Source organism: Brenneria sp. L4-2C (genome assembly GCF_040240335.1).
In the GTDB taxonomy this organism is placed as follows: domain Bacteria; phylum Pseudomonadota; class Gammaproteobacteria; order Enterobacterales; family Enterobacteriaceae; genus Brenneria.
Window position 1 is genome coordinate 334,726 of the sequence record NZ_JBEIAC010000004.1, and the last position, 19,119, is coordinate 353,844.

Sequence of the window (19,119 nt, forward strand, 5' to 3'; positions counted from 1 at the left end):
AAAGATTATGAAAGAAGCAGTGATTGTTGCGGCGGTTCGTACGCCGATCGGCAGGTGTCGCGGCGCGTTGGCGCCGGTGCCGGCGCATAAGCTGGGCGCGCAGGTGGTGAAAGAGGCGGTGCGCCGGGCCGGTATCGCCCCGGAGAGCATTGATGATGTCATCTTCGCCAACTTAATGAACCACGAAATCAACAACATGGGGCGGATGGCGGCGCTGGAAGCCGGGCTGCCCATCACGGTGCCGGGCATTACGCTCGATCGGCAGTGCGCCGCCTCGTTAAACGCGCTGGCCTATGGCGCGATTCAGATCATGGCGGGCTTTGCCGAAACGGTGGTGGTCGGGGGCGTGGAGAGTGATTCCCGACGCACCTGGTCGCTGGAAAAAACGGAAATCGCCTATTCGGTGCAGCCGCCGCGCTTTGTGGATATTCACACCTCGCCGGACCGGCTGGGCAATCCGTCGATGGGCGTCACGGCGGAAAACATCGCCCGGCGCTATGAACTCACCCGCCGGGAACTGGATGAATTTTCGCTGCGCAGCCATCAACTGGCCGCCGCCGCCTGGCGAGAAGGCCGCTTCGACGGGCAGGTGACGCCGGTGACTATACCGGACAGGAAAGGGCGGGAAATCGTGATTGATCGCGATGAGTCGGTGCGTCCCGACTGCTCGCTGGACGCGCTGTCCGCCCTGCGCCCCTGTTTTTGCGACGAGGGCATCGTGACCGCGGGCAACAGCTCGCCGATGAGCGACGGCGCCGGCGCGCTGGTGGTGATGGAACGTTCGCTGGCGCAGGCGCAGGGACTGCCGGTTCTGGCGGTATTCCGCGGCTATGCCGCCGCCGGGGTCGATCCCAATGTTATGGGGCTGGGGCCGGTGCCGGCCACCGCCAAACTGCTGAAACAAACCGGTCTGGCGGTGAAGGACATCGATCTGTGGGAACTGAATGAAGCCTTTGCCGCGCAGTCGCTGGCCTGTATCCGCGATATCGGCATGGATCCGGCGCGGGTTAACCCGAACGGCGGGGCGATTGCGCTCGGCCATCCGCTGGCCGGCAGCGGCGCCATTCTGGCCGCCAAAGCCGTTTACGACATGCAGCGCCGTCAACTGAACAACGCCGTCATTACTTTCTGCGTCGGCGGCGGTCAGGGCGTTGCGGTTCTGCTGACGAGGGAATAACGATGCTGGGAAAATTCGCTTCAATAGATGAGATCACCGGCCTGTTTCAGGATGGACAAACGCTCATGTGCGGCGGTTTCGCTAATCACGGCGTGCCGAACCGCCTGATTCAGTGCGTGATCGACAGCGGCGCGCGGCATTTCACCCTGATATCCAACGATTCCGGCGACGCGGATCTTACCGTGGGCCGCCTGATTCATCACGGTCTGGTGGACAAACTGATCGCGTCGCATATCGGGCGCAACACCGAAACGGTGGCGCTGGTCGCCGCCGGAAAAATCGAACTGGAACTGGTGCCGCAGGGCAGCCTGGCCGAACGGATGCGCTGCGGCGGATCGGGGCTGGGCGGGGTGCTGACCAAAACCGGCATCGGCACGATGGTGGAGGAGGGCAAGCAGTCCGTGCTGGCGGACGGCGAACGCTATCTGCTGGAAACGGCGCTACAGGCGGATATCGGCCTGGTGCGCGCCCGCACCGCCGATCCGCTGGGCAACCTGACCTATCGCGGCACTATGCGCAACTTCAATCCGCTGGTCGCCAAAGCCGCCCGCCTGACGCTGGTGGACGCCGACATGCTGGTGGATGTCGATGAACTCGACATCGATCGCATCATCACCCCCGGCGCCTATGTGGACAAGATTCTGACAATGCAAGGAGAACGGCCATGAACGCGCGTGACAGGATAGCCCGGCGCGCCGCGCAATATTTTTCGGACGGCGACGTCATCAATCTCGGTATCGGTATTCCCAGCCTGTGCAGCGACTATGCGCCGCCCGGCGTGATGTTCCACACCGAAAACGGATTGGTCGGCATGGGGCCGCTGGTCGACGGGCTGCTGGCGGTGGAAGGTTTCTCCAACGCCACCGCGCTGCGCTTTGTGCCGGTGCCTGGCGCCTGCGCATTCGATAGCGCCGAATCCTTCGCGCTGGTGCGCTCCGGCAAACTGGCGGCGACGGTATTGGGCGGATTGCAGGTGGCGGAGAACGGCGATCTGGCCAACTGGGCGCAACCCGGCCGGGTATTCGGCATGGGCGGCGCGATGGATCTGGTGAACGGCGCCCGCAAAGTGATTATCACCATGGAGCTGTGTACCAGGGACGGCAAACCAAAGATCGTGAATTCGTGCAGTTATCCGCTGACCGGCAAAGGTTGTGTGAACCATATCGTCACCGAACAGTGCGTGATTGACGTCACGCGCGATGGATTGATGCTGGTCGAATTGCTGGAAGGAATGACGCCCGAAGCGATCCAACAACAGGTCGAACCCCGGCTGATCGTCGCCGAGCGGTTGACGATTATGCCGGCCTAATAACGGCGCCAGCGCGCATTATCCTGTTCGCGCCGTGGGAGCACACTTTATGACAGGGCAAAAAAACAATATTGCATTAACTAAAATGACTGCATGTTCCATCAACAACGATACGCAATCTTCAGCCGCCGATCGCAATGGTTTTGGTTCTCGCGGTTGGATCATCATCATCTTACAGGCGCTAATGTTCTGGATTGCCGCCGGGGCGGTGACTCACGGCCTGAATGTGATGTTGCCTGCGCTATCGCAGACTTACGATCTGGACTACAGCACGTTGCTGGCGCTGGCGACGCCGGCTTCCTGGGCATCGATTCCCGCCGGACCGATATGCGCCTGGCTGTGCGAAAAAAAAGGGGCCAAATTCAACGTCATCTTCTGCCTGCTTGCCTGCGGACTCTGTTTCGGTCTGCTGGGATCGAGCGGATCGCTGGTGGGGTTCACGCTGCTGTTCGCCGGGGTCTGTTTCTTCGGCACCGGATTCGCCTATGTCGGCGGCACGGCCATTATAACCAATTGGTTCGTGCGTAAGGCGGGGCTGGCGCTGGGATGGTGTACGGTGGGGCAGACCTTTTCCAGCGCGTTTTTCGTCCCGACGCTGGCGGCGCTATTCGTCTGGCTGGGGATCCGGCATGGCTTCTGGGGCATCTCGGCGATGATGTTCATCATGGCGATACTGGTGGCGTTGTTGGTCGCCAATAAGCCTGAGGATATCGGCCTGGCGCCGGATAATGAACGGCTTTCCGCCGCCGAGTTGGGCGCGCGGGTACGCGAGCACGACAGCTATGTCTGCCCGCTCAGCATCCGGCAATTGCTGGGCATGCGCGACGTGTGGTTTATGGGTATCGCCACCGGCGCCATCTATATCATGCTGGTGGGCGTGGTGAGTCAGATCGTTCCCCGGTTGATGGAGATGGGCTATGAGTTAAACACCGCCATTTTCTATATGTCCGCGTCGGCGCTGTTCGGCACGCTGGGCGCATACGGCTGGGGCTGGCTCAACCACCGGATCGGGGTTAAACGGGCGCTGCTGGTGTACACCCTCTGGTGGATGGCGGCGGTGGTGATCAACCTGTTCGCTCACCATACCGTGATGCTGTGGATCTCCCTGCTGATGATCGGCTTCAGCCTGCCGGGCGCCACCAACCTGAGCACCGCGCTGATCGCCAGCAAGTTTCCTCGTCGTCTCTATGTGCGCGCCATCGGCATCGTCCATCCGATTCAATCGGTGGTGCGCTGTTTCGCGTTCTCCATTCTGGCATTCGGACTGGCCTACCTGGGCGGTTATACCGGCGCTTATCTGCTGCTGGTGGGGGTCGGCGCCGTCGCATTGGTGCTGATTTGGCTGATCGATGTGAATCCGGTCGATATCAGTGCGGCCGCAGAACGCGTCGGGGGTGAATGATGAACCTGATTACAAAGCATAGCATGCGCGCGCTGGCGCTTTGTTTCTCCGCGCTGGCCGGTCACGCCATCGCGGCTGAAGGCATCAGCCCGCTGCAACCCGGCGCGACGACGGGAAATGCCGCCGGCGCATTGCCGCCGCCGGGGTTGTATCTGATGACGGATGTCGCTTATGAAAAGGGGAAACTGAAGAATGAACGCGGCGAGACGGCCAGAACGCCGACCGGACAGCGCATCAAGGCATCGAACGTCAGTTCCGTGGCGGCGTTGGTTTGGGTTCCCGGTTGGGAAGTGCTGGGCGCGCGCTACGCGGCCGCCGTCGCGCAACCGTATAAATGGGCGCGCACGCGGATCGGCGATGAATACGGCAGTAACGTCGTGAGCAGCAGCGGTCTGGTCAACACGTCGATTACGCCGGCGATCCTGTCATGGGATTTAGGCGGCGGGTATCATCTGGGAACCGGACTGACGGTCTATGCCGATAACGGAAAATTCCGCTACGCCTACGATGCGCCGGCCGGACGTCATGTGAAATCCTCCACCGCCATCGGTAATGATTACTGGACGCTGGAACCGAACCTGGCGTTAACCTATCTGACCGATGGCTGGAATATTACGGTGAATAATCTGCTGGATATTAATACCACCAATAAGACTACTCAATATCGTTCAGGCATGACTTATTATCTGGATATGACCGTCGCCAAACGTATCAATAATTATACGCTGGGATTTATTGGAAATTATACCAAGCAAATTACCGACGATAAGATTGATGGAAAAAAGGTCTCTGCGGTGCCGGGGTTTTATGGCGAAGGAAATAAAGCGGAGCATGTGCTGGCCGGGCCGCTGCTCGCCTATGATTTCGGCGCGTTCTCGATAAATGCCCGGATGTTATTTTCGCTGCGGGCAAAGAATGACGCGGACGTATCGTTCTTTCACCTGGGATTCAGCATGCCGTTAATGCAGTTTCACTGAATATCGGCATTTTTAATATTAATGGCGAAGGGTGTTTCCCAGGAAAAGATAAATAAGGCCATGTGTTTTGTTATTCGGTAATTAATCGGGTTTTATGTCGAATCAATTTTAATGTGAAGAGTCTCTCTTATTAAATAAATATAACGAGGCATGATATGACATCACTTGTTATTGCCAGTGCGGTACGTACGGCAATCGGCAAATTCGGCGGCAGTCTGAGCGCCTTTAGCGCGCCGCAACTGGGCGCATTGGTGATGGACGCGGCGGTTCGCCGGGCGGGGCTGGAGCCGTCGGCGGTCGACGAAGTGATTTTCGGCAATGTGCTTCAGGCGGGGCTGGGACAAAACCCCGCGCGCCAGGCGCTGCTGCAAGCCGGCCTGCCGGACAGCGTTCCGGCCACCAGCATCAATATGGTCTGCGGCTCCGGGCTGCAAAGCGTGATCCTCGCCGCGCAAAGCATTGCCGCCGGTAATGCGGACGTGGTGCTGGCCGGCGGCATGGAAAATATGTCGGCGGCGCCTTATCTGCTGAATCAGGCGCGCTGGGGATACCGTATGGGCGACCAGACGGTAACCGACAGTATGGTCAACGACGGACTGTTCTGCGCCATCAACCGTTATCACATGGGGGTGACGGCGGAAAACGTCGCCAGGCGGTTCCATATCAGCCGTCAGGAGCAGGATGACGCGGCGTTGCTTTCCCAGCGGCGGGCGGCGGCGGCCATTGAGCGCGGCGCATTTCAGCAGGAGATTGTGCCGGTGACGCTGAAAAGCAAAAAGGGCGACACGCTGTTTGCGGTCGATGAACATTTGCGAACGACGACCTCGGCGGAAAGCCTGGCAAAACTGTCGCCGGCCTTCGATCCCGCCGGCAGCGTGACGGCGGGCAATGCGTCGGGTATTAACGACGGCGGCGCCGCGCTGGTGGTGATGAGCGAGTCATGGGCGAAGCAGCATGGCATTCAACCGTTGGCGCGCATCCGCAGCTATGCCGTCAGCGGCGTCGATCCCGCGGTGATGGGGATCGGTCCGGTGCCTGCGACTCGGCAGGCGCTGAGCCGGGCCGGGTTGACGGTCGCCGATCTCGATCTGGTGGAAGCCAACGAGGCTTTCGCCGCCCAGTTTGTCGCCGTCGGCCATGAACTGAATCTGGACATGGATAAAACCAATGTTAATGGCGGCGCGATCGCGCTGGGCCACCCGATCGGCGCGTCCGGCGCCCGGATTCTGGTGACCTTGTTACATGCGCTGGCCGCCCGGGATAAAACGCTGGGGCTGGCGACGCTCTGCGTGGGGGGCGGGCAGGGCGTGGCGGTGATTGTGGAACGCCTGTAGCAGGACTACCCACTTGTTAGCGCCTCCCCCTGACAAGGGCTGTCTCTTATACACAAATACGGGAGTGCTGACGGGGTTGGTTGTTACGCGGCGTAAAAAATTATGCAGCGGTGGACTCGACCGCCGAGTGAGCCGCATGGATGCGGCGAAAGCCAGTGCCGCGTCGGGAACGCGTCACTGGCGGCTCGAATAGCGGTCAAGAACACCGATGGCACCGCGCAGCGGCATAATTTAGCCGCAAGCCCGGGTTCATAGGGGGCTGGCGCTTGGGCCCCCTATGTCGGGCGCGTGCTACGACGTAGCATGGAAATGGCGGCATTGTGGCGCACGAAACTGCCTCTGAGTCCGCATAAAAATGTGACTAAGAGACAGCCCCTTCGCAGGGGGAGGGAGTTTGGAATGGCAAAGCGCATAACTTTGTCGGCAGTCTGAAGCTATCTCTATAAAGGTGAAATTATGATAACGAAAAGCAAGGGAAGCACCTATAAACGGCGACTTACCGCGATATTACTGGCGTGCGGCATGTTGGGATCGGCGCAGGCCGCGATTACCGCCGGTCAATACAGCGCCGCGCAGAAAGGCAACGAGGGGATAGTCGGCGTGACGGTCACCGTCGATGCGCAGGGCGTCATCAAGGATATCGCGGTGGATGCCAGTAAGGAAACGCCGGAGTTGGGCGGCAAGGCCGGCCCGGAAGTGGGTAAGGCGATTGTCGAACACCAGAGTCTGAATGTGGACGGCGTGACCGGCGCGACCATGACCAGCAACGCGGTGAAGAAAGCGGTCGCCGACGCGCTGGTTAAGGCGGGAGCGGACGTCGCGCGCTATCAGCAAAAAGTAGCGAAACAAGGGCAGGATGAGGAAACCCGCGTTGACGTGGTGGTGGTGGGCGGCGGCGTATCCGGCACGGCCGCCGCGCTGGCCGCGGCGGAAAAGGGCGTCTCGGTGCTGGTGATTGAAAAAATGCCGGTGCTGGGCGGCGCGGGCCGGATGGCCAGCGGTTTTACCGCGGTGGAGTCTTCGCTGAAAAAAGCGAAAGGCATGAAATATACCGCCGCCGAGCTGACGCAGCGGCTATTGGAATATAACCAGTATCTGTCCAACGGCCCGTTGACGAAGCGGATTGTCGATAAATCGGCATCGACGGTCGACTGGATGATCAAGCACGGCGTGGAGTTGGAGATCGTGGAGACCACGCGCGACGCCAAGCTGAGTTCGGTACAGCAGGCGCACCTGGAGGATCCGATTAAATCGGACGTGTATCACCGCATCAAAAACGGCGGCGAAGCGGCTTATAAAACGCTGTACGACGAGTTCGCCAAACTGGGCGGCAAAGTGCTGACCAAGACCGTCGGCAAATCGCTGATTCAGGATGATCAAGGCAAAGTGGTCGGGCTTATCGCGGAAAAAGCGGACGGCGGCAAATTAACCGTACACGCCAAGGCGGTGATTCTGGCCAGCGGCGGTTTCGGCGCCAATAAAAAGATGCTGGACGAAGCGATGCTGACGGCGAATATTTTCCCGCTGGCATGGCCCAATATGGGGGAAGGGCTGCAAATGGCCTGGCAGGCCGGCGGCGCGAAATGGGATATGCAATCCGCCTTGATCCACGCAGCTCAACTGGTCGACATCGAGCCTTCGGAAGGGGCGCATCACGGCGGCGGCGCGGCGGCGGCGTTGGACAGCCCGCTGATCTGGCTGCTGAAATCGCCGCTACTGTGGGTGGATGTGGTCGGCGAACGCTTCGCCGACGAGGGCCATATCTACGATACCGCGTTCTGGGCCAACGTCGCCTATTCCGTCGGCGGCCATTATTACATCGTCGTCGATACCCCGACGCTGCAATCCTTCACCAAAAACGCCATGCCGTTCCCGCTGTCGGGAGCCGGGCCGGCCAACCCGCCCAAACCCGGCGACTTTGTCGCGCTGGCGGAGGCAGGCACCAGAGGCGGAACCAGCAAATCGATCCTCAAGGGCAAGGACATTGCCGAACTGGCGGCGCATATGGGCATCGCGCCTGAACGTCTGCAAGCCACCGTCGAGCGTTATAACGGCCATGTGAAGGGCAAACAGGATAAGGACTTCGGCAAGAAGGCGGAATATCTGGCCTACGGCGTCGAAAAAGGGCCTTTCTATGCCTTTAAGGCGGTAGTGGTCAGCCTCAGTTCCCTGGGCGGCGTGCGGGTGAACGCCGATTTACAGGTCACCAATGCGGATCTTCAGCCTATCGAGGGGCTGTATGCGGTCGGCAACAACGCGGCCGGTTTCTACAGCGTACCGGGTTACCCGCCTTATCAGGGGTTGGCGAATGGTTTTGCGCTCAACTCCGGGCGTATCGCCGGCGAGCACGCGGCGCAACTCGCCGTGAAAAAATAAGCAATATCGCTAATCAGCCATGCGGCGCAGATTGCGCCGCATTCATAAAAACCAGAGGCGGAAACAACGCGGTAAAAAATAATTAACGCTGGCTGCCAGCGGAATAATTACCGTGCGCCGTCTCATTGCTTTCAATGAGATAACATAATGAAAATAACACATCATAATATGTGGATGAGAATGCTGTCCGTCGGCGTCGTCGTGTCCGGCATGATGCTGACGAACGGCGCGGCGGTTGCCGCCGATGACGCGGAGCAGTCGGGCCGTCCGCTGTCCGACGCGGGGACATGGCTGGCGGATCGCGGCATTACGCCGCATCTGTTCGCGTCCCAGCTCTGGTTGGGCAACCCCAGCGCCGGAACCACCACGGACGAACATCAAACTTATACGATGTTTTTCGCCGGCGCGGATTTCAATCTGGATCAGATGGGACTTATTCCCGGCGGCAATATTCACTTCCTGCAACTGTGGGTGCCTTTCTCCCACAATCTGGAATATGGCAACAAAGTCGGCGGGATGCTGGCCGGCGACCCGCCGCCCTATATTCCCAAGACGGCGCACCTGATGCGTTTCACCTACGAACAGAAGCTGTTGGACGACCGGCTGTCGATCGAGCTGGGTAAAAGCAACCCCGGCCAGTTCTTCGGTTTCACCAACTGTAATATCCAGTCGTCCTGTGTGAACACCATCCTGAATAAAACGGCGGTGTTCGGGCCGGCGCCTTATGCCGGTTGGGGCGCGCGCATCGGCTACCGCTTTACGCCGGCGCTGGAATCCAATGTCGGCGTCTGGCGCACCTATCAGGCGTTCCCGTTCACCAACGGCTGGGAAAGGTGGGACGATGACTATAAGTCGGGCAACACCTTGCTGGTCGCCAATGTGGCGCGGCGCGTCAACTGGCGGCAGGAACCCTATCCCTTCAACTGGGAAGCGATGGCGTTTCATAATTTCCTGGAATACGACGACATCTACTATACGGTGAACGGGACGTCCAAAGTGTACGACGGCAGCGCCGCGGCGCGTAGCCGCGATGGCGTTTCCGGCGTTTACCTTACCGCCAAGAAAGCCCTGTGGCGGCGCGACGGCGGCGCCGATGCGCAAGATCCGTCGCCCAGCGCCATCAGCCTGCACGGCAGCGTCACGCAGACCCTGCAATCAAATGCCTACACCGGGGCGTCCACGCTGGCGGATGTCGGGCTGATCTGGTCCGGGCCGTGGCAGAGTCGTCCGCACGACAGTTACGGGCTGACTTTCCGCTGGGGCCGGCTGACGGAAGGGGGACAACGCTACTCACAGGATATGTTCAACGCCCTGGGCGGAACGGGGTGGCAGGCGCCGCGCAACGAGTATCAACTGAGCATCGACGCCTCCGTTATGCTGACGCCGGAGATTAATTTGCAGATGACCGGCTCCCGTGTCTGGAATAACAGCAATTGGCAATACGTCTATTCCAACGTCAAGCCGGAGGACGGCTATACCTTCTGGCTGCAACTGAACGTGATGCTGGACAAGCTGCTCGGGCTGTAACGTCGTCGCAGGCGCGGGGGAGTCTGCTCTCTCGCGCCCGTCGCCCTGCTCTCAACGGCGTTATTCCGTAACCAGATTGAGTTTGATATCCAGCGCCGCCATCTTGTCGCGATATTCCTGCGGCAGCAGGGTATCGGTGATCACCCGGCTGACCTGATGGTCGTTGGATAACGGATAGGGTTGTATCAGGCCGAATTTGCTTGAGTCGGTCAGCACGATCGTCTCGATGTCCTTGCTCAGCACCGCATCGATGACGTCGCAGCGCATCATGTTGCGGCCGGTAAAGCCCGTCTCGGGATGGTAGCCGTCAATACCGATAAACGCTTTATGGAAGTGTACCTGCTGGATGCCGCTGCGGGTTAACGGCCCGACCACCGACTGGCTGTTTTTCTGATACAGGCCGCCGAGGGCGATGACGTCGCAGTCGGTATCTTTAAGCAGATGGGCGATATAGTGGCTGACGGTAATGATGGTGACCTCTTTGGTCTCGGCGACATTGCGCGCCAATAGCGCGTTGGTGCTGCCGCCTTCAATAAACACGCAGTCGCCGTCGTTAATCAGGGCGGCGGCGTAATCGGCCAGCGATTTTTTCAATTGAAAGTTGGTTTGCATGCGGGCATCGACGTCATCGCTTTCTATCGCAACCGCATAACCGTGCGCCCGCCTGAGGTAACTACTGCGCTCCAGCGCGTTGAGATCCTGACGAATAGTGACTTCCGATACCCCGGATATCTGCGCCAGCTCGCTGACGCTGACGCTCTTGCGTTCATTCACCAACTGAATAATATTTTGTTGCCGAGTGTTCATAGCCGCCAAATAGCAAAAAGTGAAAGAAATAAAAGCAACTATACCGCGTTTGCCGGCAAAGTTCGAAACCTTGCCGTTAGTGATTCCCGCCCGATCTTCCCTTTCGCATGGGAGGGCGTCAGCTACTCCCCCTGACAATTGTCTCTTAGTCACAAATATTACTGATAACGGTATATGTAGGCTCAGTGTTATTTCGTGCGCGAAAAGAAAGGTATTTTTATGGCACGTCGATGCACGCGCCCGACTCAGGGCGCTCAGACGCCGCAGCCCTGAGAACCCTGGCTTCCGGCTGAAATTATGCCGCTGGCGCGGTACCCTCGGCGCCCATGACCGCTATTCGAGCCACCAGTGACGGAATACTCGTCTCATCCCTGAGACTCGCCCTACCGGGCCAGCGCAAGCGCTGTTCAAAAACGCTCCCGACGTTTTTGTCCGACGCGGCACTGGTTTTCGCAGCATCCCTGCTGCTCACTCGGCGGTCAAGTCCACCTCAGCATAATTTCTCACGCCGAGTTAAAGGGAAAATCCGTTATGACTCCCTGCATTTGTGTATAAGAGACAGCCTTCGCAGGGGAGGGAACCGCTTAGCTCCTCCACCTGCGAAGCTGTCTCTTAGTCACATATTTACCGATAACGGTATATGTAGGCTCAGTGTTATTTCGTGCGCGAGAAGGCCGTCATTTCTCTGCGATGTCGCAGTACGCGCCCGACGCAGGGTGGTTCAAGCGCCACCACCCTACGAACCCGGGCTTGCGGCTAAATTATGCCGCTGCGCGGTGCCTTCGTCGGTATCAGGCTTAACGGATCGCTTGCGACACGTTCCCGACGTGGCGCAAGCTTTCGCCGCGTCCATGCGGCTCATCCTAAGCCTGCTATCTCCTCAGCATAATTTTTTACGCCGCGTAACAGCCAACCCCATCAGCGCTCCCGCATTTGTGTATAAGAGACAGCCCTGCGAAGAGGGGGCGCGGGAACCACAACGGCCTATAAAAGAGTGGTATTGAACGCCTGCTTCCAGTCGTGCTCGAATTTTTCCACCGCGGCCTTGACCGCCGGGGCGGAGATAAACTGTTCCGCCACGTCAACCGGCAGCGTGACCGCTTCGCAACCCGCCAGCAGACATTCAAGCACCTGACGCGAGGTTTTAAAACTGGCCGCCAGCACTTTGGCGTGCGGCGCGTGCAGCGACAGCAGCTTTTGCAGATCGGTGACGGTCTGAATGCCGTCGCCGCCCTGAACATCCATGCGATTGACATAAGGCGCGACATACTCCGCTCCCGCCAGCGCCGACAACAGCCCCTGACCCGCGCCATACACCGCCGTGCCTAATGTTGGGATCCCCTCTGTTTTCAGGATCTTGATAGCGGCCAGACCTTCCGCGGTCACCGGGACTTTCACTACCACATTGCCGGCGACGGCATGCAGCTTTTTGGCGTCTTCCACCATGCCTTTCGCCGTCTGCGCCATTACCTGGGCGAACAGGCGGCCCTCGCCGTCCAGTAATTCATGCAGCGCCAATAGCACCTCCGCGACGGGTTTGCCGCCGCTGGCGATGATGCTCGGATTGGTGGTCACCCCGGCGAGCGGGAAGATGCGCGCCAGACGTTTTACGGCGTCAAGGTCGGCAGTGTCGAGATAGAGTTCCATCGATTTATCCTCAGAAAATGTGAGTTATCGCTAATTTTGCTCAGTATAAAATCAAAAACGCGAATAACTTTTGATAAAAATCAAAATACATTTCTTTCGAAATCTATTTAATCTTCATATGAAGAAAATATAGCGGATCGATATGATGATTTTCAACATACAGCGCTACTCGACACATGACGGCCCGGGGATCAGAACCGTGGTATTTCTCAAAGGCTGCTCGTTGGGCTGTCGCTGGTGCCAGAATCCGGAAAGTCGTTCCAGAAAAAGAGATCTGTTATTTGACGCCCGTCTCTGTATGGCCGATTGCGATCTCTGCAGACGCGCGGCGCCGGAGGTGATTGAAAATACCGCGCAAGGGTTGGTTATTTTTCGGGAACGGCTGACGGAGGCGGATGTTGACCGCCTGCAAAACTGCTGCCCGACGCAGGCGCTGACGGTGTGCGGCGAGGCGATCGAACTGGATGACATTATGGCTGTTGTGCGGCGCGATATGCCGTTTTACCAGCGCAGCGGCGGCGGTCTGACGCTGTCCGGCGGCGAGCCGTTTATGCAGCCCGAGGTCGCCGGCGCGCTGTTGCGGCGCTGCCGCGCTGAGGGCATTGATACCGCGGTGGAAACCTGCCTGCATGTGCCCTGGTCCTATATCGAACCCTCATTGCCCTATACCGATCTCTTTCTGGCCGATCTCAAACATGTGGATGAGCGGGTGTTCCGCGCCTGGACGGACGGTTCGGCGCGGCGGGTGATGGCAAATCTGAAGAAAGTCGCGCGCGCCGGCAAACAGCTCGTCATTCGCGTGCCGCTGATCCCGAATTTCAATGCCGATGAAGCGGCGATCAGGGCGATTACCGACTTTGCCGCCGACGAATTAAAGGTCGCCGATATTCATTTTCTGCCCTACCACACGCTGGGCATGAACAAGTATGTGTTGTTAAACCAGCCTTATCTCGCGGCGGACAAGCCGTTGAACGATCCCGAATTACTGGCTTTTGCGCAGCATTACGCGCAGGCAAAAGGGCTGAAAGTCACCTTGAGAGGATAGCACTATGACCACCCTGAATTTGACCATGTTGAGCGAGCGCATTAAAGCGCATAAAAACGCGTTGATTCATATTGTGAAACCGCCGGTGTGTACGGAGCGCGCTCAGCATTATACCCGCGTCTATCAGGAAAATATGGACAAGCCGCTGCCGGTGCGCCGGGCGATGGCGCTGGCCGACCACCTGGACAAGCGCACAATCTGGATTAAGCACGATGAACTGATCATCGGCAATCAGGCCGGCGAAGTGCGCGCCGCGCCGATTTTCCCGGAGTACACCGTCAGTTGGATTGAAAAGGAAATCGACGAGTTGGCCGACCGCCCCGGCGCGGGGTTCTCGGTCAGCGAAGAGAACAAGCGCGTGCTGCATCAGATTTGCCAGTGGTGGCGGGGGCAGACCGTGCAGGATCGTTGCTACGGCATGTTTACCGACGAGCAAAAAGCGCTGCTGGCGAGCGGCATCATCAAAGCGGAAGGCAATATGACCTCCGGCGACGCGCATCTGGCGGTAAATTTCCCGCTGCTGCTGGAAAAAGGGCTGGACGGATTGCGCGAGAAAGTCGCCGAGCGTCGTGCGCGCATCAACCTGACGGTACTGGACGATTTGCACGGCGAACAGTTTCTGAAAGCGATCGACATCACGTTGGAGGCATTGAGCCGGCACATTCACCGCTATGCCGGGCTGGCGCGAAAAATGGCTGCGGCGGAGACGCGCGAGACCCGCCGCCAGGAGCTGTTTCTGATTGCGGAAAACTGCGATCGGATTGCGCATCGGCCGCCGCAAACCTTCTATCAGGCGCTACAGCTGTGCTATTTCATTCAACTGGCGTTGCAGATTGAATCCAACGGCCACTCGGTTTCCTTCGGCCGCATGGATCAGTATCTGTATCCGTATTATCGCCGCGATGTGGAATTGCAACAGACGCTGACGCGCGAGAGCGCCATCGAAATGTTGCAGAGCTGCTGGCTGAAGCTGCTTGAGGTCAACAAGATCCGTTCCGGCTCGCATTCGAAAGCCTCCGCCGGCAGCCCGCTTTATCAGAACGTCACCATCGGCGGACAAAACCTGATTGACGGCCGGCCGACGGACGCCGTTAATCCGCTTTCCTACGCCATTCTGGAGTCCTGCGGCCGCCTGCGCTCGACCCAGCCGAACCTGAGCGTGCGCTACCATGCCGGCATCAGCGACGATTTTCTCGACGCCTGCGTGCAGGTGATCCGCTGCGGTTTCGGCATGCCGGCTTTCAATAATGATGAAATCGTCATTCCCGAGTTCATCCGTCTGGGCGTTGCCGTGGAAGACGCCTATCAATACGCCGCGATTGGCTGTATTGAAACCGCGGTGGGCGGCAAGTGGGGCTATCGCTGCACCGGTATGAGCTTTATCAACTTCGCCCGCGTGATGCTGGCGGCGCTCGAAGGCGGACGCGACGCCACCAGCGGCAATCTGTTCCTGCCGCAGACGCGCCGGCTGTCGCAGGGCGGCTTCGAGAACTTTGAGCAGGTCATGCAGGCGTGGGACGCGCAGATCCGGTATTACACGCGCAAATCGATTGAAATCGAGTATGTGGTCGATACCGTGCTCGAAGAGAACGCGCACGATATTCTGTGCTCGGCGCTGGTGGATGACTGCATCGAACGTGCGAAAAGCATCAAGCAGGGCGGGGCGAAATATGACTGGGTTTCCGGCTTGCAGGTGGGCATCGCCAACCTGGGGAACAGTCTGGCCGCGGTGAAAAAACTGGTCTTTGAACAAGGGATTGTCAGTCAGCAACAGCTGGCGCAGGCGCTTGACAGCGACTTCGCCGGCACGGCCAATGAGCAATTGCGTCAGCGTCTGATGAATCAGGCGCCGAAATACGGCAATGATGACGACAGCGTCGATGAACTGCTGGTGCGCGCCTATCAAACCTATATTAATGAGCTGCGGCATTACCATAACCCGCGTTACGGCCGCGGGCCGATCGGCGGCGACTATTATGCCGGCACCTCGTCCATTTCCGCCAACGTGCCGTTCGGCGCCGCGACCATGGCGACGCCGGACGGGCGCAAGGCGCATGCGCCGCTGGCCGAAGGCGCCAGCCCGGCGTCCGGCACCGACCATCTGGGGCCGACGGCGGTCATCAGTTCTATCGGCAAATTGCCGACCGGCTCAATCCTCGGCGGCGTGCTGCTGAACCAAAAGCTGAACCCGGCAACGCTGGATAACGACAACGATCGCCATAAGCTGATGGCGCTGTTGCGCACCTTCTTCGAAGCGCATAAGGGCTGGCATATTCAGTACAATATCGTTTCGCGCGACACGCTGATAGCCGCGAAAAAACATCCGGACCAATACCGCGACCTGGTGGTGCGCGTGGCGGGATACTCGGCGTTTTTCACCGCGCTGTCGCCCGATACGCAGGACGATATTATCGCCCGTACCGAACATACGCTGTAACCCGTCGCTCAGAGGACTCTTCACTGACTCGTCACGCCTGCGAAAGCGGGCGTCAGGCTGTTGATAAAGCCTGTAATACGCCATTGTCATCCTCCGCTACGCTTAGTCATTCCCGCAGTAGTAGGCGGGAATCGCCTACTGAACCGTAAACCGCCATTGGCTGACTCCCGGTTACTCGCCCCATCCCTGGGGCTCGCCCTTCGGGCCGCCGCAAGCGGCGTTCAAAAACATTCCCGATGTTTTTGTGCGCGGGAATGAGGCATAGGAAGGTGGCGACGTATTCAGATGTAATGCAAGGTTATTTCTTAAAAAACCTTATTTTAAATAATAACTCTGCTCATTGTTTTATTTTCAATAATTTGATTTTTAAGGAATATTTATAGATTTTTTATCAAAATTCACTTGTCTTGTCGTCTGTTTTTTCGGCATAATCCGCTCCTGAAATTTCTTAATGGATATGGCAAGGAACAGCATGGAACGCATCACCTCCACCCGCCCGCCGACTTCACGCTACCGGTTACCCATTAATGGCGATGCCGCGCCGCATGCGAGGATGAAAGCTTGTTTGCAAGGGGACATGGAATAATGTTAGACCCGTCGAAAATCATCAAAATCTATCCGACGTTTGATAACGGCGGCAACGCCATTTATGACCTGTACAGCTATCCGAAGGGCTGCTACCGCACGCAGCAATGCCAGGTTTATCCGACGCGGATGATCCCGGTATTTTTTATTCCCGGGGTGATGGGCAGTAATTTGAAAAACGCCGATAACAATACCGCTGTGTGGCGTTTGGATAGCGCGGCAGGGATCGCGCTAACGTGGTTCGACGCCAGCGCGGAAAAAAGAAAAAAGCACTTAAATCCGGGAAAAACGGTGGTGGATGATGGCGGAAAGGTCGACGAATCCGGTAATGAGCAGTTTTTATTGCGCAGCCGGCGCCAGCGCGGCTGGGGCAGCGTGGCCTATACCAGCTATGCGCCGTTTCTGGCCTGGTTGCAGGCGGCGCTGAATGACTTTTCCGCCTATGGCATGGGCGAGCGTCATCAACTGGTGGGTCGGGATCTGGCGGCGGAAATCGGCGAGCTGGCGCTGCAAGAAGAGGAAGTGAAGCAGAGCTATAACTATCTGTTCCCCGTTTTTGCCGTCGGCTATAACTGGCTGGAATCTAATGCCCAGTCGGCAGAACGCCTCGGTGCAAAAATCACCGAAGCCATCAATTTTTATCACAGCAAAGGCTGGCACTGCGAAAAGGTGATCCTGGTGACTCACTCGATGGGCGGGTTGGTGGCGCGCCACTATAGCGAATGCCTGGGCGGCAGAGACCGCGTGCTGGGAATGGTGCATGGGGTGATGCCGGCCCGCGGCGCGGCGGCCACCTACCGGCGGATGAAGGCGGGTACGGAATATCCGGAGGGGAATTATCTGTCATGGGCGGCGGCGCAGGTGCTGGGCGACGATGGGAAGAAAATGACGGCGGTGCTGTCGCAGGCGCCGGGGCCGCTGCAACTGCTGCCCGGACGGGATTACGGTATGCGCTGGCTAAAAATTTTGGACGGCGAAAATGTCAGTTTTTACCCGAAAGAAGATCCCTATTCTGAAATCTATCTGGTGAGAGATAAATGGTGGGGGTTGTGCGATGAGCGGCTGATTAATCCAGGGAGCCGCCGTACGCAGGGGGAATTAAATAGCGATTGGTTAACGTATGCCAAGATGCTTGACAACAAGGTGAAGGCTTTTATCGAGAATCTGTCAGGCAAATATCACCCCAATACCTATGCGTTTTACAGCGCCGCCAGCGCGCATCCGGCCTACGGCGACGTATGCTGGCGCGCGGAAACGCCGGCGATAGAAAGCTGGATGAACCAGGGCCGGATGCGTCATGCGCCTGATGCCCGGGTGGTGGGGGAGGAGCAAACAGGCGTGACTCGCAAGGTCGCCACGCCGCTTGGCGGGGAAGGCTGGGCCAGCGGCGTGCGGCAAACCTACCGGCTGCTGCCGCCCACTGAAGCCGGCGACGGCACGGTGCCGCTGCGCTCGGGGCGGATACCCTCCGGCTATTTGCGTTCGCGCTGTCAGGTGGCGGTCGAGCATGAACCCGCCTATCAGGATGAGAAAGCACGCTTATTTACGCTACGGGCGATCGTCAGGATCGCGCAGGCTATCAAACACACGACGCAGGGCGGCCAATGAAACGCACAACGGTTATGGCGGCGCTGCTGGCGCTGGCGGCGGGCTATGGCATCTACCGGTGGATGACGCCTTATCCGCCGCAACAGGATTTGACGCAACAGGAGGAAGCGGTGGTGGAGACCTTTTTAACGACGATGCAAACGCGCTGCGTGGGGCGCTATCTGATTGATATACCGGCGTCGTTTACATTAAGGAATAAAGTGCTGAGAGCATTTATCAACGACCATCCGATAAGAACCCAGCGTATATACCCGCCGGCGTTTGAGCAGAAAATCCGCCGCCGCGAAGCGCAGCTAAGTGGAGAGAAAACCGTTGATCCGCTGGATATGCCGTTTTTAAAACGTAAGTTCCCTCTGCCCGCGGGTATGGTCGGGGTGATTTTTGAACGCAATGAAGATAAATCAGTGCCGGATGCCGCGCGAATACTGGAAGCGCATCTGTATACCAACGGGGTGGCGGTAGAAGTGGAGGTGGAGGCCGAAAATGGCACCGCATCCCGCTACGATAAAGACCGGCAGCAACTTCCCGAGGTTTATCGAAATTCGGTTCCTCAGAAAATGATTGAGTTGGTGGAGTTGCTAAAACGGATTAAAGGCCGTAATGAAACGGATATTCCTGACCGGCCGGGTTTTTGCGGGCCAAATATGTTTATTGCCGATGGGGATTATTACCAACAGGAGGAGGTAACCCTGAGTTATACATCGCCAGAGTACCCTAATATTGTGATTAACCTTGATACCGATAATTTTAATCGGGAAAAGGATTCGCTGCTGGAGCGCGGCGCGGAAATAAATCAGATTATCGCGGCGGCGGAAGGGAACACGCTGCAAAAAGGCGCACGCAATATCAACGGACTGTATGGCGAGGAGTGGCTGGTGGAAGGCAACG

Annotated in this window: 14 protein-coding genes; 12 read left to right on the forward strand and 2 right to left on the reverse strand. The window is 58.2% G+C overall.

Features of this window, described 5'->3' with window-relative positions:
* Positions 1 to 7 precede the first annotated feature (7 nt).
* The 8 genes from ABRZ26_RS09340 (at position 8) to ABRZ26_RS09375 (ending at position 10,102) form a co-directional block, all read left to right on the forward strand.
* Positions 8 to 1,177: a thiolase family protein gene (locus tag ABRZ26_RS09340; protein ID WP_319603979.1), complete on the forward strand. Its 1,170-nt coding sequence runs from the start codon at positions 8 to 10 to the stop codon at positions 1,175 to 1,177.
* A gap of 2 nt (positions 1,178 to 1,179) precedes the next feature.
* Positions 1,180 to 1,845, forward strand: coding sequence for a CoA transferase subunit A (locus ABRZ26_RS09345; RefSeq protein ID WP_319603980.1), 666 nt, complete (start codon positions 1,180 to 1,182; stop codon positions 1,843 to 1,845).
* Positions 1,842 to 2,486, forward strand: a complete 645-nt coding sequence (locus ABRZ26_RS09350) for a CoA-transferase (protein WP_319603981.1) — start codon at positions 1,842 to 1,844, stop codon at positions 2,484 to 2,486. Before ABRZ26_RS09345 ends, ABRZ26_RS09350 begins: the two co-directional genes overlap by 4 nt.
* Positions 2,487 to 2,535: 49 nt before the next feature.
* The gene (locus ABRZ26_RS09355; RefSeq protein ID WP_319603982.1) at positions 2,536 to 3,888 is read left to right on the forward strand and encodes an MFS transporter; all 1,353 of its coding nucleotides are present in this window, start codon (positions 2,536 to 2,538) and stop codon (positions 3,886 to 3,888) included.
* The gene (locus tag ABRZ26_RS09360; protein WP_319603983.1) at positions 3,885 to 4,865 is read left to right on the forward strand and encodes a SphA family protein; all 981 of its coding nucleotides are present in this window, start codon (positions 3,885 to 3,887) and stop codon (positions 4,863 to 4,865) included. The genes ABRZ26_RS09355 and ABRZ26_RS09360 overlap by 4 nt, the downstream gene beginning before the upstream one ends.
* A gap of 155 nt (positions 4,866 to 5,020) precedes the next feature.
* Positions 5,021 to 6,199, forward strand: a complete 1,179-nt coding sequence (locus tag ABRZ26_RS09365; protein WP_319603984.1) for an acetyl-CoA C-acetyltransferase — start codon at positions 5,021 to 5,023, stop codon at positions 6,197 to 6,199.
* 456 nt (positions 6,200 to 6,655) lie between these two features.
* Entirely contained in the window at positions 6,656 to 8,575 is a 1,920-nt protein-coding gene (locus ABRZ26_RS09370; RefSeq protein WP_319603985.1) for an FAD-dependent oxidoreductase, read from the forward strand.
* Between the two features lie 147 nt (positions 8,576 to 8,722).
* On the forward strand, positions 8,723 to 10,102 hold the full coding sequence (locus tag ABRZ26_RS09375) for a carbohydrate porin (protein ID WP_319603986.1): 1,380 nt from the start codon (positions 8,723 to 8,725) through the stop codon (positions 10,100 to 10,102).
* Between the two features lie 60 nt (positions 10,103 to 10,162).
* On the opposite strand, the gene ABRZ26_RS09380 is transcribed toward ABRZ26_RS09375, so the two are convergent.
* Positions 10,163 to 10,909 carry a DeoR family transcriptional regulator gene (locus ABRZ26_RS09380; RefSeq protein WP_319603987.1) on the reverse strand — a complete coding sequence of 249 codons (747 nt, stop codon included), beginning with the start codon at positions 10,907 to 10,909 and terminating at the stop codon, positions 10,163 to 10,165.
* A gap of 984 nt (positions 10,910 to 11,893) precedes the next feature.
* Positions 11,894 to 12,556: a fructose-6-phosphate aldolase gene (gene fsa / locus ABRZ26_RS09385; protein ID WP_319603988.1), complete on the reverse strand. Its 663-nt coding sequence runs from the start codon at positions 12,554 to 12,556 to the stop codon at positions 11,894 to 11,896.
* A gap of 145 nt (positions 12,557 to 12,701) precedes the next feature.
* Between fsa and ABRZ26_RS09390 the strand changes: the two genes are divergently transcribed.
* The 4 genes from ABRZ26_RS09390 to ABRZ26_RS09405 form a co-directional block, all read left to right on the forward strand.
* Positions 12,702 to 13,601: a glycyl-radical enzyme activating protein gene (locus ABRZ26_RS09390; protein WP_319604007.1), complete on the forward strand. Its 900-nt coding sequence runs from the start codon at positions 12,702 to 12,704 to the stop codon at positions 13,599 to 13,601.
* A 4-nt stretch (positions 13,602 to 13,605) separates the two neighbouring features.
* Entirely contained in the window at positions 13,606 to 16,038 is a 2,433-nt protein-coding gene (locus ABRZ26_RS09395; RefSeq protein ID WP_319603989.1) for a formate C-acetyltransferase/glycerol dehydratase family glycyl radical enzyme, read from the forward strand.
* Positions 16,039 to 16,623: 585 nt separating this feature from the next.
* Complete coding sequence (locus tag ABRZ26_RS09400; RefSeq protein ID WP_319603990.1) at positions 16,624 to 18,231, forward strand: esterase/lipase family protein; 1,608 nt, start codon at positions 16,624 to 16,626, stop codon at positions 18,229 to 18,231.
* On the forward strand, positions 18,228 to 19,119 hold an 892-nt coding region (locus tag ABRZ26_RS09405), incomplete at its 3' end, for a Tli4 family immunity protein (protein ID WP_319603991.1). The genes ABRZ26_RS09400 and ABRZ26_RS09405, both read left to right, overlap by 4 nt.

What these genes read in the sequence shown, in the direction of transcription:
- ABRZ26_RS09340 (WP_319603979.1), top strand. Translation starts at nt 8, where the DNA reads ATGAAAGAAGCAGTGATTGTTGCGGCGGTTCGTACGCCGATCGGCAGG.
- ABRZ26_RS09345 (WP_319603980.1), top strand. Translation starts at nt 1,180, where the DNA reads ATGCTGGGAAAATTCGCTTCAATAGATGAGATCACCGGCCTGTTTCAG.
- ABRZ26_RS09350 (WP_319603981.1), top strand. Translation starts at nt 1,842, where the DNA reads ATGAACGCGCGTGACAGGATAGCCCGGCGCGCCGCGCAATATTTTTCG.
- ABRZ26_RS09355 (WP_319603982.1), top strand. Translation starts at nt 2,536, where the DNA reads ATGACAGGGCAAAAAAACAATATTGCATTAACTAAAATGACTGCATGT.
- ABRZ26_RS09360 (WP_319603983.1), top strand. Translation starts at nt 3,885, where the DNA reads ATGATGAACCTGATTACAAAGCATAGCATGCGCGCGCTGGCGCTTTGT.
- ABRZ26_RS09365 (WP_319603984.1), top strand. Translation starts at nt 5,021, where the DNA reads ATGACATCACTTGTTATTGCCAGTGCGGTACGTACGGCAATCGGCAAA.
- ABRZ26_RS09370 (WP_319603985.1), top strand. Translation starts at nt 6,656, where the DNA reads ATGATAACGAAAAGCAAGGGAAGCACCTATAAACGGCGACTTACCGCG.
- ABRZ26_RS09375 (WP_319603986.1), top strand. Translation starts at nt 8,723, where the DNA reads ATGAAAATAACACATCATAATATGTGGATGAGAATGCTGTCCGTCGGC.
- ABRZ26_RS09380 (WP_319603987.1), bottom strand. Translation starts at nt 10,909, where the DNA reads ATGAACACTCGGCAACAAAATATTATTCAGTTGGTGAATGAACGCAAG.
- fsa (WP_319603988.1), bottom strand. Translation starts at nt 12,556, where the DNA reads ATGGAACTCTATCTCGACACTGCCGACCTTGACGCCGTAAAACGTCTG.
- ABRZ26_RS09390 (WP_319604007.1), top strand. Translation starts at nt 12,702, where the DNA reads ATGATTTTCAACATACAGCGCTACTCGACACATGACGGCCCGGGGATC.
- ABRZ26_RS09395 (WP_319603989.1), top strand. Translation starts at nt 13,606, where the DNA reads ATGACCACCCTGAATTTGACCATGTTGAGCGAGCGCATTAAAGCGCAT.
- ABRZ26_RS09400 (WP_319603990.1), top strand. Translation starts at nt 16,624, where the DNA reads ATGTTAGACCCGTCGAAAATCATCAAAATCTATCCGACGTTTGATAAC.